The 16,035-nt window shown below is 67.8% G+C and carries 17 protein-coding genes and 1 pseudogene; 5 read left to right on the top strand and 13 right to left on the bottom strand.

The annotated features are described in order from the left end of the window. The coding region (locus GVV77_RS07405) for an IMP dehydrogenase (RefSeq protein WP_201293186.1) at positions 1–735 on the top strand (735 nt) is incomplete at its 5' end. A 186-nt stretch (positions 736–921) separates the two neighbouring features. Here GVV77_RS07405 and GVV77_RS07400 read toward each other — a convergent pair. The 7 genes from GVV77_RS07400 to GVV77_RS07370 all read right to left on the bottom strand — a co-directional run bounded on the left by GVV77_RS07400 (position 922) and on the right by GVV77_RS07370 (position 6,640). Further along, on the bottom strand, positions 922–1,752 hold the full coding sequence (locus GVV77_RS07400) for an alpha/beta fold hydrolase (RefSeq protein ID WP_159617492.1): 831 nt from the start codon (positions 1,750–1,752) through the stop codon (positions 922–924). Between the two features lie 149 nt (positions 1,753–1,901). Beyond that, positions 1,902–2,573 (bottom strand): pyridoxamine 5'-phosphate oxidase family protein, encoded by a 672-nt coding sequence (locus GVV77_RS07395; protein WP_159617491.1) that lies wholly within the window; start codon positions 2,571–2,573, stop codon positions 1,902–1,904. A gap of 219 nt (positions 2,574–2,792) precedes the next feature. Then, entirely contained in the window at positions 2,793–3,728 is a 936-nt protein-coding gene (locus tag GVV77_RS07390) for an NADP-dependent oxidoreductase (protein ID WP_159617490.1), read from the bottom strand. Between the two features lie 61 nt (positions 3,729–3,789). After that, a complete protein-coding gene (locus tag GVV77_RS07385) occupies positions 3,790–4,278 on the bottom strand; it encodes a nuclear transport factor 2 family protein (protein WP_159617489.1) in 489 nt (162 codons plus the stop codon). 136 nt (positions 4,279–4,414) lie between these two features. Next, a complete protein-coding gene (locus GVV77_RS07380; protein ID WP_159617488.1) occupies positions 4,415–4,921 on the bottom strand; it encodes a MarR family winged helix-turn-helix transcriptional regulator in 507 nt (168 codons plus the stop codon). 103 nt (positions 4,922–5,024) lie between these two features. Next, a complete protein-coding gene (locus GVV77_RS07375; protein ID WP_159617487.1) occupies positions 5,025–5,930 on the bottom strand; it encodes an alpha/beta fold hydrolase in 906 nt (301 codons plus the stop codon). 134 nt (positions 5,931–6,064) lie between these two features. Next, complete coding sequence (locus tag GVV77_RS07370) at positions 6,065–6,640, bottom strand: TetR/AcrR family transcriptional regulator (protein WP_159617486.1); 576 nt, start codon at positions 6,638–6,640, stop codon at positions 6,065–6,067. Positions 6,641–6,798: 158 nt separating this feature from the next. Between GVV77_RS07370 and GVV77_RS07365 the strand changes: the two genes are divergently transcribed. Then, positions 6,799–7,752: an SDR family NAD(P)-dependent oxidoreductase gene (locus GVV77_RS07365; RefSeq protein ID WP_159617485.1), complete on the top strand. Its 954-nt coding sequence runs from the start codon at positions 6,799–6,801 to the stop codon at positions 7,750–7,752. 313 nt (positions 7,753–8,065) lie between these two features. Continuing rightward, entirely contained in the window at positions 8,066–8,458 is a 393-nt protein-coding gene (locus GVV77_RS07360) for a nuclear transport factor 2 family protein (RefSeq protein ID WP_159617484.1), read from the top strand. Between the two features lie 102 nt (positions 8,459–8,560). On the opposite strand, the gene GVV77_RS07355 is transcribed toward GVV77_RS07360, so the two are convergent. Together GVV77_RS07355 and GVV77_RS18300 are read right to left on the bottom strand one after the other, a co-directional pair. Then, entirely contained in the window at positions 8,561–9,166 is a 606-nt protein-coding gene (locus GVV77_RS07355) for a TetR/AcrR family transcriptional regulator (RefSeq protein WP_201293185.1), read from the bottom strand. A gap of 197 nt (positions 9,167–9,363) precedes the next feature. Further along, a pseudogene (locus GVV77_RS18300) lies at positions 9,364–10,113 on the bottom strand (SDR family oxidoreductase). A 222-nt stretch (positions 10,114–10,335) separates the two neighbouring features. Here GVV77_RS18300 and cofD point away from each other — a divergent pair. Further along, positions 10,336–11,319 (top strand): 2-phospho-L-lactate transferase, encoded by a 984-nt coding sequence (gene cofD, locus GVV77_RS07345; RefSeq protein ID WP_159617483.1) that lies wholly within the window; start codon positions 10,336–10,338, stop codon positions 11,317–11,319. Here cofD and cofC read toward each other — a convergent pair. Genes cofC through GVV77_RS07325 form a run of 4 tightly spaced genes read right to left on the bottom strand, consistent with a single transcriptional unit; the run spans position 11,316 to position 14,840 of the window. Then, positions 11,316–11,927 carry a 2-phospho-L-lactate guanylyltransferase gene (cofC, locus tag GVV77_RS07340; protein WP_159617482.1) on the bottom strand — a complete coding sequence of 204 codons (612 nt, stop codon included), beginning with the start codon at positions 11,925–11,927 and terminating at the stop codon, positions 11,316–11,318. The two genes, cofD and cofC, sit on opposite strands and share 4 nt — an antisense overlap. Then, positions 11,924–12,736 (bottom strand): ABC transporter ATP-binding protein, encoded by an 813-nt coding sequence (locus tag GVV77_RS07335; RefSeq protein ID WP_159617481.1) that lies wholly within the window; start codon positions 12,734–12,736, stop codon positions 11,924–11,926. Before GVV77_RS07335 ends, cofC begins: the two co-directional genes overlap by 4 nt. Further along, entirely contained in the window at positions 12,733–13,842 is a 1,110-nt protein-coding gene (locus tag GVV77_RS07330; RefSeq protein WP_425483346.1) for a putative F420-0 ABC transporter permease subunit, read from the bottom strand. The genes GVV77_RS07335 and GVV77_RS07330 overlap by 4 nt, the downstream gene beginning before the upstream one ends. Further along, complete coding sequence (locus tag GVV77_RS07325; protein ID WP_159617480.1) at positions 13,839–14,840, bottom strand: putative F420-0 ABC transporter substrate-binding protein; 1,002 nt, start codon at positions 14,838–14,840, stop codon at positions 13,839–13,841. Before GVV77_RS07325 ends, GVV77_RS07330 begins: the two co-directional genes overlap by 4 nt. A 331-nt stretch (positions 14,841–15,171) precedes the next feature. Here GVV77_RS07325 and GVV77_RS07320 point away from each other — a divergent pair, with 331 nt between their 5' ends. Beyond that, a complete protein-coding gene (locus tag GVV77_RS07320) occupies positions 15,172–15,921 on the top strand; it encodes an SDR family NAD(P)-dependent oxidoreductase (RefSeq protein WP_159617479.1) in 750 nt (249 codons plus the stop codon). Positions 15,922–16,035 lie beyond the last annotated feature (114 nt).

The raw sequence follows: 16,035 nt of genomic DNA, 5'->3' as shown, positions 1-16,035 counted from the left end.
CTCGCGGCCGGGGTGGACACCCTGGTGGTGGACACCGCCCACGGGCACCAGCGCAAGATGCTCGATGCCCTCAAGATCGTGCGCTCCCTGGACCCGCAGGTGCCCGTCGTGGCCGGGAACGTGGTCAGCGCCGACGGGGTCCGGGACCTGGTCGCGGCCGGGGCGGACATTGTGAAGGTCGGGGTCGGGCCCGGGGCGATGTGCACCACCCGGATGATGACCGCCGTGGGCCGGCCCCAGTTCTCCGCCGTGCACGAGGCCGCCATGGCGGCCCGGGAGCTCGGCGCGCACGTGTGGGCCGACGGCGGGGTCCGCTACCCCCGGGATGTGGCCCTGGCCCTGGCCGCCGGGGCCAGCCAGGTCATGATCGGGTCCTGGTTCGCCGGGACCTACGAGAGCCCCGGGGACCTGCACACCGACAGCGACGGCCGCCGCTACAAGGAAAGCTTCGGCATGGCCTCCGCGAGGGCGGTGCAGCACCGCACCCAGGCCGAGGACGTCTTCGCCCGGGCCCGGAAGGGACTCTTCGAAGAAGGCATCTCCACCTCCAAAATGTACCTGGACCCCGCCCGTCCCGGTGTGGAGGACCTGCTGGACATGATCACCGCCGGAGTGCGCAGCTCCATGACCTACGCCGGAGCCCGCACCCTGGCCGAATTCTCCGACCGCGCCCTGGTCGGCATCCAGTCCGCCGCCGGCTACGAAGAAGGCCGCCCCCTCCCACAAAGCTGGTAACCGCACCGCGGCAACTGTGCTGGAGGAGGGTCCCAACGGCCGCAAGTTCCGGGGCGCGGGGCCGGTTCGACCCCTGAGCTCCCGGAGAAACCAGCAGCGGAGACCAGGGCGGGTGCCACCCCGTGATACCCGCCCGGGTCTCCGTGGACGTAGCCGCAGCCGAATGCCCGGCCACGGCTGCGCCCGTCAGCCGACTGTCTTGAGGAATTCGAGCAGGTCGTTGTTCAGGCGCTCCTTGTGGGTGTCCGCCAGGCCGTGCGGTGCGCCCTCGTATGCCTTGAACTCGGCCCCTTTGATCAGGGTGTGAGAGAGATTGCCTCCGACGTCGAAGGGCACAATCTGGTCCTCGGTGCCGTGGATGACCAGGGTCGGCACGTCGAATTTCTTCAGGTCCTCCCGGAAATCGGTCGCAGAGAACGCGGCGATGCTCTCAAAGGCGTTGCGGTGCCCCGAGGCCAGGCTCTGGGTGACGAAGGACATCTGCACCCCCTCGCTGGCCGCCCCGGGGTTCTTGTTGTTGCCAAAGAACGGCCCCGAGGCGAGGTCCCGGTACAGCTGGGCCCGGTCCGCCAGGGAACTCTCCCGCAGCCCGTCGAAGACATCAATTGGCACGCCGCCGGGATTGTCATCGGTCCTCAGCATGAGGGGCGGGACGGCCGAAATCAGGACCGCCTGGGCCAGCCGGGAGGTGCCGTGCCGGCCGATATAGCGGGTGATCTCCCCGCCTCCGGTGGAGAAACCCATGAGAGTAACGTTTGTCAGGTCGAGGGCATCCATGACTGCGGCGAGGTCGTCGGCGTAGGTGTCCATCTCATTGCCGTCCCATGTCTGGGTGGACTTCCCATGCCCACGCCGGTCGTGCGCGATGGCACGGTAGCCGTTGCTGGCCAGGAAGAGCTGCTGGGATTCCCAGCTGTCGGAGTTCAGGGGCCAGCCGTGGGCCATTACTACGGGCCTGCCGGTCCCCCAGTCCTTTAAGAAGATTTCGGTGCCGTCTTTGGTGGTTACAAAGCTCATCGCTACGCCTTCCGACTCTGCTGTGGGGGATCCGGGCTCCGCATCAGGTACCGGCGCCCGGTAGAGCAATAGTTGCGCAGACGCGCCAGCGGCCGAACGGTATGCGTCAAATGGCCCGAATGTGACGGCCCGCGATGAACGAGCGATTTTTACTGTAGACCCGGTACCGGCCCCCTGGCCGGTGGATCCCAGACCTTGGCGAGTCTCGCCCTTAGTGCGGCGTTTTCGGCTTCGAGCCTGCCGATGCGCTGGCGGACCGGGTCGATGATTTCCTCGAGTTCGGCCAGCGTATATCTGGGGGTGATGTGCCGGGGGCAGTTCCAGTCATAGGCCTCAACCTCAACGATGACGGCGCGCTCGACGGCCCCCCGGTAGCCCTCCACTGTCAGGGCCTTGAGGATGTCCGGACCGTCTTCGGGTGTGACGATGCGGGCGCGGCCAAAGAGCTTGAGGCGGGTTTGGCTTGCATAGTCGACGGCGATGATCGCGACCCTCTCCGCTGCGCGGATATTTCCGGTGCTCACGTATTGCAGGTTGCCCTGGAAATCCGCCCAGCCGATGGTGTGCTTGTCCAGGACTTTGAGGAAGCCCGGCGGGCCGCCGCGGAACTGCACGTAGGGCCACCCGGTCTCCCCCATGCTGGCGAGGTACATCCCGTCCCGCTCCTCGAGGTAGGTCTGCTCGCGCAGCCCCAGCGGGTCGGCAGCGGAGTCCGCGAGAGCGCCGGCGTCCGGGGCCGGGAAGTAGCCGGCGGTTCCGTGGTGTTCCTGCACCTTCCGCACCGAGGAGGTGAAGGCGATGTCTGCGTAGTGCTTGCTCATTGCGGTCCTTTGGGAGGAATGGTCGGCGGCCCGGACAGGAGGGGCCCCTCCCTGCGGAACCGGAGCCTTGATCGGGTGGTCCGGGGTAGCTGTGCTGCGCCGGACTGCGGTCAATGCCCGCAGGGCCCTGCCACTTGACGCTGTGTCGTCGGGAGCCGGTACTGATTCAACCGTCATTCCGGCTCGTCTATTTCTCCCCCGGCGAGATGGTGGCGGCCCTTACTCCCCAGGCGCCGCCAGTGATGGCAGGAGCACCACCCGGCCCCGCGCCGACCCGGCCGCGACCAGGCTCTGAGCGGCAGCGGCCTGCCCCAAAGGGAAGGTTGCCCCCACCCGGGGCTTCAGCCTGCCGCCCACAACGAGGGCGGTAAGCGCCTCAAGGTCACCCACGTCGAGGCGAGCGTAGACGGTGGTGGCATGGGGTGCGCTGTCGACGATGGTTGCCACGCGAACCTGCGGAGCGGCCACCGCGCTCGTCATCTGGAGGGAGCCATGACCGGCGGCATCAAAGATTGCGTCGACGCCGCCCGGTGCCAGTTCCCTGATCCGCCCGGCGGCGTGCTCGCCGTAGGCGACCGGATCCACGCCGAGGAATGTGAGGTAGGCATGGTTGCTGGCCGATGCGGTTCCAATGACCCGGGCACCCCGGGCGATGGCAATCTGGCTGGCGAGGGAACCGACGCCGCCGCTGGCTCCATGGATCAGCACACTTTCGCCTTTGCGCACGCGCAGGGTGTGGACGACCGCCTGGTAGGCCGTAAGTCCTCCCAGCGGCAGGGCTGCGGCCTCGGCCCAGGTCATGCTTCGGGGTTTGTGCACGAGTGTTCCCACCGGGGTGGCGACCATCTCGGCATAGGTCCCCTGGTGCAACACGGCCTGGCGCGTGTACCCGAGCACTTCGTCGCCGGGAACGAATTCGGACACTCCCGCACCAGTTGCCTCGACGGTTCCCGCAACGTCCCAGCCCGGGGTGACCGGGAAAAAGGTGTCCATATGGTCCTTCATCACACCGTGCTGGATGGCGATGTCCGCGGGGTTGACAGCCGCTCCGCGGACCCGCACGAGCACCGAGTCCTGCGCCATCCTGGGCAGGGGTGCCTCTTCAACGACCAGTTGTTCCGGCCCGCCGAAGGCGTGGTAGACGACTTTCTTCATAGGTTTCCTTCTTTACACCCCTGGAACCTCAGGGACCCAGGGGCCGGATCGGTGGTGAGGTTCAGGCGCCGGGCAGGGCCATCGGCAGGTCCAGAAGGACCTTGTGGTGGACGATCTTCCACTCGTTGTCGATCCAGCGCAGGTCGGTGTCGTAGTAGCCGGCCTCGATCGGGGTTATGGTCCCCTGGGCGCCCAGAGTTCCCTCGGGCCAGCCGCCGTCGGGACGGACACTGCCCTGGACCTTGAACACCACGAACTGCGCATTGAAATGCGCGGTGTCACCATCGACCTCGATAATCGAGTCGACCGGGAGGTGGTGGCTTGATCCCCCGGGGGGATGCGGGGCCATGAAGTTGTCAACAGCGTAGGCCACGGCGGCGCCGCCGATCATGGGCTCACCGACCCGCTGATAATCACCCGCGAAGGTTTTCTCGAAGATTTCGATGACGGCGTCATCGGTGAACAGGGCACCCTGGCCGACCCCGTCCCGCCTGTCGGTGGCTCGGGTGTACCGGGCCAATACTTCCTGCACTGCTCGTTCGGGGCTCACTCAATTTCCTCTCAAGGGACCGGCCGGACAAAGGGTCTGTCCAGCGCGAGCGATCAACCTGAGACTATCATCTATTTATCTGAGACTCTCATGCATATATGTGAGAGTGTCCCGTCGCGACGTTCTACTGGTCGCCCTACACCGGGATGGGCTGGCTCCCCGCGGCCGACTGCTGCATGGCCTTCGTGGGCCGCGTCAGCAGCTGGAGTGCCGTGCGGACCGTCGTCAGTTCGTCGTCGGTGAGGGAAGCGAGCACCTCGGCGATCCACTCCCGGCTCTCACACAGGTTCTTGGACATCTCGAAGCCTGCGTCAGTGGCACCGATCAGTTTGATACGGGCATCGCGGGGATCGGCAAAACGCCGCACCAGCCCCAGTTCGAGGAGCTTGTCGGCCTTGGCCGTGATGTTGGAGGGGTCGCACCCAAACTGCTCGGCTATTTCCCGCATGGAAGAGGGCTTGAGGGCGGCGAAGCCGAGGACCCGCGCCTGAGCAAGGGTCAGTCCGGCCCGCTCGGCAGCGCGTTCGAAGTCGAGAAGGAATTGGCCCACGAACTCAAGCATGGCGAACCGCACCTCGGGGAACTGGCCCTGGGCGAAGTCGCCGGTCAGAGTTTCCCTGGTGAACGGCCGCTGAGTAGTCATCGGCCAAGTTTACCCGGGATGGTGGAGTAATAAGACAGTGTCAAGCGAATCCGTGACAGTGTCTACCATTGGATAAATCTGCAGCAGCCTCCCGACCGAATTCCTACCCCGCTTTCCGGGTGAGGAAGTCGCGGATGAGGTCGGCAATCTCGTCCCCGTGGGTCTCCAGGGCGAAATGGCCTCCATCGAGCAGGTGCAGCTCCGCGTCGGGAAGATCCCGCAGATACGCCTTCGCCCCCTCGGCGCCGAAGATGGGGTCATTCTTGCCCCAGGTGATCAGCGTCGGAGGGAGATGGGTTCGGAAGTACTCCTGAAAGCCCGGATAGAGATCAAGGTTGAACTGGTAGTCCCAGAACAGCTGCAGCTGAATTTCGGTATTGCCCGGGCGCTCCATCAGGGTCTGATCCAGGGTCCAGGTCTCCGGGGACAGCCGGTTCAGCCGGTCCTCCGGGACCCCGAAGGTGTACTGCCACTTGGTCCGCTCGGGCAGGAAGTACTTCCGCACACCGGCCTCGTTGGCGGGCCGGTCCTTGGCATGGGCGAACAGGATGTCCCAGAAGGGGGTGAATCCCTCAAGGTAGGCGTTGCCCGACTGCACCAGCAGGGCACTGACCCGCTCCGGCTGCGTGCTGGCGATGCTCAGCCCGATGGGCGCGCCGTAATCCATGATGTACACGGCGAATTTATCGAGCTTCAACTGGTCGATGAACTTCACGGTGATTTCGGTCAGGTGCTTGAAGGAGTACTCAAAGCCCTGGACCTGCGGCGCATCGGAGAAACCGAACCCGATCATGTCTGGGGCCACCAGATGGAAGTCCCCCGCCAGGTCCCTCATGAGCCGACGGAACATGTGCGAGGAGGTGGGAAAGCCGTGAAGCAGCAGGATGGTGGGTTTCGAAGGGTCTCCGGCCTCCCGGTAGAACACCGTATGCTCGTCGACCTGCGTGGTGTGCGTATGGGTGAGGGTGCCGGAGGCTGTGAAGGCGCCAGCGCCCTCGATGGTAGTCATCTCGAATGATCCTTCCTTGGCATCGTGAGACCACGTGGAAGTGAAACGCTGGCAGGAACGCCGGTGGCAGTCAACGATGTGGCGCCCGCCGCAGTTTTGTGACACCCGCCCGTTTTCGCGGGCGTCGGCGGGGGTCAGCCCCTCCGGGCGTAGAGGCCTTCCACAAGCAGGTCCATCAGCCGACCCGCCTGGGCCCGCTGAGTTGACTCTCCGGCGGCCAGCGCAATGCCGGCCAGGCTGATCAGGACGTCATCGGCGGGAATCTCGCTGCGCGCACCGTCCTGTTCCACCGCGGCATCGAGCAGTTCCTGGATTGCCGCGTTCAGGAGGTCCCGGCTCTCGGCATAGGGGGTCCCGCCCGAGGCGATGACCTCGTGCAGGGCGTCGGCCATGCCGATCTTCGTCGTCATGTAATCCATGAAAAGGTCCATCCAGGCGCGCAGGGCGGCCCGGGGCGCCAGGCGCTGAAGCAGTTCCGGCACGGCGCTGCTGACGGTTGTCAGTTCGTTGCGGTAGGCCGCTTCAATGAGGGATTCCCTGGTCGGAAAGTGCCGGTAGAGGGTGCCGATTCCGACGCCGGCTTCCCGGGCGATCGCGTCGAGGGTTGCCTCGAGGCCCTTCTCGGAGAACAACCGCACGGCGGCCGCCAGCAGCAGACTGCGGTTCCGCTGGGCGTCGGCGCGGAGCGGACGGTTAACAGTGGCGGACATTGCGGTTTCAGCTTTCGGTCATGGCAACAAGCAGTGCCGGATCGGAGGATTCCCGAGGTACCCGGAATAAAACGGAGTACCCTCCGGTTAGTCTGAAAGTATACGGAGGACCCTCCGCTTCAATTCTAGTCGAGTTCGGCCCGTTGTAAGGAATACTCATGTCCCCAGTTCGTTTCACCACCCCCTTCACCCGTGAATCCACAACACACGACGTCATCGCCGGGGTGGATCTGACCGGCAGGCGCGCCGTGGTCACCGGGGCTGCCTCGGGCATCGGCGTGGAAACCTCCCGCGCCCTGGCTGCCGCAGGAGCCGAGGTCACCCTGGCCGTGCGGAACCTGGAGGCGGGCAGGCGCACCGCGGCCGAGATCACCGCACAGACCGGAAATCCCCGCGTCCAGGTGGCCTCCTTGGAGCTCACCGATCAGGCCTCCATCGATGCCTTCACCGCAGCATGGGAAGGCCCCCTGCACATCCTGGTCAACAACGCCGGCATCATGGCCCTCCCCGAGCGCCATCTGACCCCGGAGGGCTGGGAGCTGCAGTTCGCCACCAACTATCTGGGCCACTTCGCCCTGACCCTGGGTCTGCACGGCGCCCTGGCCGCCGCCGGCAACGCGCGGATTGTCTCGGTGAGCTCCAGCGCCCAACTGGTGTCGCCAGTGGTCTTCGACGACATCCACTTCGAAAACCGCGAGTACAACGAATGGATCGCCTACGGACAATCCAAAACGGCAAACGTGCTCCTGGCCGTGGAGGCCACCCGGCGGTGGGCGAAGGACGGCATCACCGCCAACTCCCTGATGCCCGGCGGCATCCGCACCGGCCTGCAGCGCCACCAGGAGGACAACCCCGAAACCCGGGCGATCTTCGACGCCTACCCGTGGAAGACCCTGGAGCAGGGATCATCGACGTCGGTCCTCCTGGCGGCTTCGCCCCTGCTCGAGGGAATCGGCGGACTCTACTTCGAAGACAACAATGAAGCAGAACTGACAACCGATCCCAGCTCGCAAAACGGGGTGCACCCCCACGCCCTGGATCCGGAGGCCGCAGCACGCCTCTGGGACCTCGGCGTCACGATGATCGCGGCCCGCCGCGGGGGAACGGCGTAACTGCAGGCGAGGAAAGAGCAGCCAGGATCAGCAGGAGGAACTCCCCTGGCCGGGAGTTCCTCCTGCTCCGCGGTGGTTCGACCCGCGGTAGACCACCGGGGGAGTGCAATTGATCACTGCTGACGCCGACAATTTCCCCTGCGCGCCTCACTAATGGACAATAAAGACAAGAACTTTCTTCATGCTGCGTCCCGGAGCAGCTGGCCAGCCACTCCGGGCCAGACCCCGTCGACGTGATCCCCCGCAGCCGGTGAACGGTGCAGGATCCCGGCCCCGGGGCTTCCCCCAACCACCTTCCCCCAGAGGATTTCCCATGAGCAACGACATCACTGCCATCGCCGAGACCATTTACGAGCGGCTCTGCGCCGGATTTACCGACGGCGACTGGGACGCCTTCTTCGCCTACGTCGAGGACGAACTGCCCGTCGCCTGGCCCACCGAGCCCGGAGCCGGAAGCTACGCGGGCGTCGAGGGACGGCAGTTCCTTGAGCAGCAACTGCGCTTTTTCGGCGGCGAGCACCGCCTCACCGAGATCACCCGCACCGCGACCACCGTCGCAGGGGACACGGTGTTTTTTGAGGACATCAGCCGCGGCGAGATCGGCGGCGCCCCCTACCACGCACGCCACTGCGTCATCCTGACCATCCGGGGAGGCAAGGTCGCGGGCTTCCGCGAATACGTCGCCCAGCAGCCGGCCGGCTCCTGATCCTCGATCCCGACGTCGACGCCGCGCGCCGGCCGCCCGGCAGCGCCCCGTACGTGGGCGGGAAGGCCCGGGCGTAAAAAGTCGGCCGCCTTGCCCCGGCAGCTAGCCGGGGAAGGCGGACAGGGCCCGCTCAGCGACCTTCATGAGTTCGGCCCGGCCTGCGCCGCCTGCGGCCTGTACGGCGAGGCCCGCCGTTACGGAGGCCAGATACCGCGCGAGTTCGGTCGGGTCTTCGGAGGCGGACAGGTCACCGGCCTCGATGGCCTCCTGGAAGCGCTCGACGAATCTTTGCTCCCCCGCACTGCGGCTCGAGGCCAGGAAGTCCACGATCCGCTGGTCCTGGGGATGGCCCGAGAGCCCGCCCTGGATCGACAGGCACCCCGGCGGCCGCCCCGGCAGGGTGATGGCCTCAACGTTCTTGTGCAGGTAGTGCGCTGCGACCTCACGGGCGGTCGGCTTCCCCAGCGCCTCGTCAACGTAGGCCATCTCGACCTGGGCGTACCGGCCGACGGCCAGCCGGAACGTGTCCTCCTTGTTTCCAAAGGCGGCATACAGGCTCGGCCTGCTGATGTTCATTGCCGTCGTGAGGTCCTCGAGGGTGGTCCCCTCATACCCCTGGCGCCAGAACACGTCGACGGCGCGCTCCAGCGCCTGGTTGACATCGAACTCCCGGGGCCTGCCTCGGACCGCCATGACGCCCACTCCCATCCGCTGCCGTCCATCACCCTGCTCCTTCGGAGAGCAGCTTATCTATACTTTGGGAAACATAATTGATGCGAGGGAAATTTCCCCTCCGCCGCGCCGGCCCGGCTCGGCCCCGCAGGCACCCCGGGGCGGCGAAATAGTCCCGGCCCAAACGGAACGGGCCGCCACGCCGGTGGCGTGACGGCCCGTTCTACAGAGAACTACGCTCCGTAGCCACCATCGATGTTCAGGACGGTGCCGGTGACGTAGGACGCCCCCGGGCTGGCAAGGAAGAGTACGCCCGCGGCAATCTCCTCGGGACGCGCGAAGCGGCCCAGGGCCGTGTAGGAGTTGAACACCTCAGCCATGTCGCCGCTTTCCGGGTTCATCTCGGTGTCGGTGTAACCGGCCTGGAGGACGTTGATGTTGATCCCCCTGTGTGCGAGGTCACGCGAGGCGCCCCTGCTGAAGCCGGCCAGCGCGGACTTGGCTCCGGCCTAGTCGGCCAGTCCCGGTGAGCCGACGCGGGTGCCGACACCCGAGCCGATGCTGATGATGCGGCCGCCCTCGGGCAGGTGCGGGATGGCGGCGCGGATGGCCGCCACGATGTTGGTGTAGTTGATCCGGTGCTGGCGTTCAATGGCGTCGAAGTCCTCGAACTCGCTGGCCACCGGGGCCCACACGGTGATGCCGGCGTTGTTGACGAGGATGTCCAGCTTGCCAAAGTGTCCGACGACCCGCTCGATGAGCGCGACGGCCTGGGCCTGGTCGGCCTGGTCGGCCTGGAAGGCTGCGGCGCGCACACCGTGGGCCTGAAGCTCAGCGACGGTCTTCTCGGCCGATTCGGTGTTTCCGGCGTAGCTGATGGCGACGTCCGCCCCGGCCGCCGCGAAAGCCCGCGCCGTCGCCCCGCCGATGCCGCGGCTTCCGCCGGTGACGAGGACTACTTTGCCTGCAAATTCCTGTGACATGTGTCTGATTCCGATCCGGGCCCAAGCCCTAGAGTTTTTGACTACATGGATCAGAACTAGGCCCGTCCGCTTTTTATTCCACGTGGAACAGAAATAGTTCTCCCGGCCTCCATCGGCGCCCGCAGCGGCCCGCATCGTCCGGCGCAGCAGACCTCCGGCGCCGGAGTGTCCCCTACGATTAAGTCCATCGAGGCGAGCGCCGCGGCGATCGGAGGGCAGGCAATGACACAACTGACGATCCTCGCCGGCGGTGTCGGTGGAGCGCGTTTCGTCCGTGGTGCCCGGACCCTTGCGGCGGCGATGGATCTGGACATCACCGTCATCGCCAACACCGGGGACGACCTCTGGCTCACGGGACTGCGGGTCTGCCCGGACCTCGACTCCCTGATGTATTCCCTCGGCGGAGCGAACGACACGGAGCGCGGCTGGGGCCGGGCCGGCGAGTCGGAACGGGTCAGCGCTGAACTGACCGCCTACGGGGTGGGCTGGCCCTGGTTCACCCTCGGGGACCTTGACCTGGGGACCCATATCGCCCGCACCGCACTGCTGCGTGAAGGGCTTTCCCTCACCGAAGCCACCGAACGCCTGGCGGCGCGGTGGAACCTTGGAGTGCGGCTGCTGCCGGCCACCGACGACGAGGTGGAGACGAACGTCGAGGTGGCCGACGAGGAGGGGGAGACCCGGCTCATCCACTTTGAGGAGTGGTGGGTGCGCCACCGGGGCAATATTCCAACCCGCCGGTTCGTCCAGCAGGGCATCCAGTCCGCGGTTGCCGGCCCGGCCGCGCTCGAGGCGGTCGCCTCGGCCGACGTCGTGCTGTTCGCCCCGTCGAACCCCGTGGTGTCCATCGGGACCATCCTCACGCTGCCCGGCATGGGCCAGGCGCTGCGCACCTCCACGGCCCGGGTCGTCGGGGTGTCGCCGATCATCGGCGGCGCCGCGGTGCGGGGCATGGCCGAGCTGTGCCTGCGGACGATCGGCGTGGAGGTGTCTGCGGCCGCCGTCGGCCTTCACTATGGATCCCGCCCGGCCGGCGGGCTCCTCGACGGCTGGCTCATAGACCCCACCGATTCGGAAGCACTGGGGCCGCTGCGCGCGGCCGGGATGGCGGCACGGGCGGTCCCGCTGTGGATGACCTCCGACGAGTCATCGGCGGCGATCGTGGCCGAGGCGCTGAACCTCGCCGCCGGGACGCGGACGGCCTAGGCGGCCGGCAATCCCCGGGCGGCGACGGCCCGCGCCGTCTGGGACCCTACCCCGTGCCGCAGCAGGAAGGTGAGATCAGGGAGCTCGTCGACATCCCAGCGCAGCGGGGAGGACGGGGGGACGTCAAGTACCGTGTGGCCGCTCCCTTCGTGCCGCTGACGGGAGCCCGGCCCGAACTTCGGGTCGAGGTCCGGCGCCCGGCCGGCCAGCAGGGTGGTTCCCCTGCCGGAGTGGTCCGTGACCATCGCCCGCCCGGACCGTCCGGCGGCGGCGAGGACCCGGTCGAAGTCGGCGGCCCGAACGCCGGGAAGGTCCGCGGTCGCCACCGCCACCGGGCCGGGCCCGGCCCGGCGGAGGCCCGCCGCAACCGCGGGGTTCAGGCCCGTGCCGGGGTCATCGACGATCAGCACCCCGCGCGGCGCCGCGGCCCGCATCCGGGCGTCATTGCTGACCAGGATGACCCTTCGGACGGCGCGGCTCTCCTGGGCGGCCGCGAGGGTGTCGAGGGCGAAGGCCAGGGCGAGGTCCTCGACACCGTCGAGCTGCCGCCGCAGGCGGGACTTGGCAAGGTGGAGCCCTTTCACCGGGATCACCAGGTTCCAGGTCATGGCCGCTCCGACCCGCCGAAGGCGAACACCGGACGCCCCGTCAGGGGGTTGTCGAGCCGCACAGCGGGCACTCCGTACACGGAGCGGATCAGTTCGGGGGTGAGCGTGCTGGCGGTTTCCCCGCTGGCGACCACCCGTCCCCCCGCCAGGACGATGACATGGTCGCAGGCCGCTGCGGTGAGGTTGATGTCGTGCAGCGCCGCGACGACGGTGGACCCGCCGCGCGCGAGCTGCCGGAGCAGGTGGAGCACCCCGGCTTGGGCGCGGAGGTCGAGGTGGTTGGTCGGTTCGTCCAGCAGCAGCACCCCGGTCTCCTGGGCCAGCGCGCGGGCAATGTGCACCCGCTGGCGCTCTCCGCCGGAGAGGCTGTCGAGCCGCCGTGCGCCGAATCCCTCGAGGCCCACCTGGGCCAGGCTGCGCTGCACAATGAGTTCATCCCGGGCGGTTTCGGGGGCGTACGCAGGCCGGTAGGGCAGGCGACCGGTCAGGACGGCGTCGGCCACGCTCAGCGGGACGTCGGCGTCGACCTGCTGGTCGACGAAGGCAAGGTGCTGCGCCCGCGCCTTCCGCTTCAGGCTCCGCAGATCCGTCCCTGCGAGGCTGACCTGCCCGGCCGTCGGTTTGAGGATCGCCGCCATCAGGCGGAGGAGAGATGACTTGCCGGCCCCATTGGGCCCGAGCAGCCCCGTGACGGCGGAGCCGGGAAGGGTGCATTCGATCCCCGACAGGATCAGGCGCTGACCGGCGCTGTAGCTGAGCCCGTGCGCCCGAAGCTCCCCGGCGGCGGCGATTGACCCTGCCGCGCTCATGACTGTGCCTTCCGCCGCCACAGCAGCACGGCGAAAACCGGTGCACCGATCAGTGCGGTAACGATCCCCACCGGGATCTCCCGCGGCTCGAACACCGTGCGGGCGAGGGTGTCGGCCCAGACCAGGAACACCGCGCCCGCCAGCGCCACGGCCGGCAGCAGAACCCGGTGCCGTGCACCGGTCAGCAGTCGCACCGCGTGGGGAAGAATCAGCCCCACGAAGCCGATGGACCCGCTGACCGAAACCATCGCCCCGGTCAGCACCGCCGTTCCGGCGAGAAGCACCCAGCGCAGCGCCGGGACATTGAGCCCGAGGGCGCCGGCGGCGTTGTCCCCGAAGGAGAATCCGTCGAGCAGTCCTCCCGTGAGCAGGATCGGGATCCCGGCGAGCAGGAACGCGGCAGCGGTGATCGCCACCGAGGTCCAGGTGCTGCCGGCCAATGAGCCAAGGAGCCAGTTCAGGACCTCCCGGTAGGAGTCTCCCTTGGCGGAGTAGAAGATGACGAAGGATGTCAGGGCCGAGGCGGCCGAGGAGACGGCGAGGCCGGCGAGGACGGTGCGGGAAGGGCTGATCGCCCCGGCCGCAGCGGCCAGGGACAGGGTGAGCACCAGCGCGGCCATCGCCCCGGCGAACGCCGCGAGGGGAAGCACGACGGCGGCGCCGAGCAGCAGGACCGAGACGGCGCCCAGGGAAGCGCCCGAACTCAGTCCCAGGAGGTAGGGATCCGCAAGGGGGTTCCGGGTGAGGGCCTGCATCACGGTGCCGCTGAGGGCGAGCCCTGCCCCGACGAAGGCGGCCGTCAGCAACCGCGGGAGCCTCAACTGCCAGAGGATGGCTTCCTGCACCGACGACAGGGCTCCCGCGTCACCACCCGCCGGAGAGGTGCCGAAGCCGGCGACTCGTTCGGCGGCCGAGCGTGCCACCTGGAGGGGTGAGATGTCGGCCGGCCCGATGGTCAGCGCAAGTACCACGGAGACGGCGAGCACGCCTCCGAGTGCCAGCGGGACCAGGGAGGCCGGGCGAGCCCCGACCCGGCGCACGGCCGCCGGATACCGGCCGGTGGGCGGCGCGCCGTCGCCGGGGCGGGCACGGTGCTGCAGGCTCACGGAGCGAGCGGGTCGAGCTGACGCAGCTGATCCTCGAGGGACAGTGCCGTGTCGACGCTTCGCACGCCCGCTTCACCGCCCGCGAAGGGAACCGTGAGGTAGCGGGACTCCCGGACGGCGCGGAGCTGGGCCGTGGCCGGATTGGCGGTAAGGTGGTCGATCTTCTGCTCAGCGGTGTTCCAGGCCGCGTCAACGAGGACGATGACATCCGGATCGGCCGCGGCCACGGCCTCCCAGGACATGGGGCTCCAGCTGTCGTCGATGCCTGCGGCGACGTTGCGCAGCCCCACGGTCTCCATCAGCAGCTGGGGTGCGCCGGTGCCTGCTCCCACGTACGGGGTTTTCTCCCCCGAGCTGTACCACAGGGCGGACAGGCCCGACCCGTCCGGAGTGATTCCTGCCAGCTTGTCCGCCTCCTGCGAGACGACCAGGTCGGCCCGGGCCTCCACGCCGAAGATGCGGCCCATCTCCGTGATGTCGTTGAAGATGGAGTCGAAGGTCAGCGGATCGGGCTTGTAGCCCTCCGCCTTGCAGGCGGCCGGCGAGACGTACGTCCGAACGTCGAGTGCCTCAAGGGACGCGCGGTCCCCGGCTCCCTCGGCAGAGAAGTTTGACTCCCAACCCCCATAGACGAGGTCCGGTTCCAGGGCGAGCGTGGCCTCGGTCCCCGGAAGCTGGTCGGAGAGCACAGGAATCCGGGCGTCGGCATACGCGTCGGGCAGCGGCCCGTCGGCGAAGGCGCTGCCGACAATCCTGCTTCCCAGGCCGAGGCTGAGCAGCATCTCGGTGGCGGTCGACTTGATGGTGACGACGCGCTGGGGCGCCGCCTCGAAGGTCACCGGGGTGCCGCAGTTGTCGATGGTCACCGGATAATCTGCGGCGGCCGTCCCGGCCGGTGGATCCACCGGGGAGGAGCCCGGCTGGGAAGGGCCGGCGCAGCCCGCGGCAAGGAGGATCAGGGCACCGGCAGCCGCGAGGTATCGGGGGGTGGAAAACATTGTCCGTCCAGGGGGCGCAGGGAACGCTTCGGTTGAAGCGCTGGAGTTGGCCCACCCGTGACCCAGATCGAGGCCACCCGATCGGCAGACGCGCCGATGGAGGTGTTCCGACGATAGCACCGAAAGTGCCATATACGTACCGGATGGAACATAATATGACCAGGCTCACGGGCGCGCCACACAGAGGGCCGCGCCCATGGGCTCGGGGCCCACCGGGTTTCCACTTTTTAGAACAAACTGTCCAAAAATGGGAATATCCTCATCTGGGGCTCGTTATACGTACCGTACGATACAAAATCATGGCCCCGGCCACTCCCCCTGAGGAACCCCAATGTCTGAAAACACAAGCCTTTCCGGCAAGACCGCCCTCGTCACCGGCGGCTCCCGCGGCATCGGAGCCGGCATCGCCCGTTCCCTGGCCGCCCAGGGCGCCACCGTCGCCCTGACCTACTGGTCCTCCGCCGACGCCGCCGAGGCCCTCGTCGCCGAGATCACCGCCGGCGGCGGCAAGGCCGTGGCCGTGCGCGCCAACAACGCCGACCCCGACGCCGCCCGCCAGGGCGTCCGGGACGCCGTGGACGCGCTGGGCTCCCTGGACATCCTCGTCAACAACGCCGGCGGCGGCTGGTTCGAGCCCTTCACCGAAACCCCCGACGAGCACATCGAGGCCTCCATCGACCTCAATATCCGCGGCACCGTCTACACCACCCAGGAAGCCCTCAAGCACCTTCCCGACGGCGGCCGGATCATCACCATCGGCAGCATCAACGCCATCAGCATCCCCTTCGTCGGCGGTGCGATCTACGGCATGAGCAAGGCGGCCCTCGTCGGCTTCACCAAGGGCCTGGCCCGCGACCTCGGGGCCCGCGGCATTACCGCCAACCTCCTGCAGCCCGGCCCTATCGACACCGACGGCAACCCCGCCGACGGCGAATCCGCCCACATCATGGCCGGCATGACTGCCCTGAAGCGTTTCGGCACCCCCGCCGACGTCGGGGCCCTCGTCGCGTGGATCGCCAGCGACGCAGCGAACTACCTCACCGGAGCCACCATCTCGAACGACGGCGGCTGGACCGCCTGAGCCCCCGCCGACCAGCACACCCCGCGGCGGATCGGTAATCCCGGGCCGTGGGGTGTGCCGGCGGCACACCGGAGGACACCCCCTCCGCCCTTACGCAGACGAACGAAACACCTG

It is taken from the genome of Arthrobacter zhaoguopingii (assembly GCF_009828605.1).
Classification (GTDB): Bacteria; Actinomycetota; Actinomycetes; order Actinomycetales; family Micrococcaceae; genus Arthrobacter_D; species Arthrobacter_D zhaoguopingii.
Note: the sequence above shows the minus strand (reverse complement) of the source record. Positions and strands in the feature narration are given on the sequence as shown.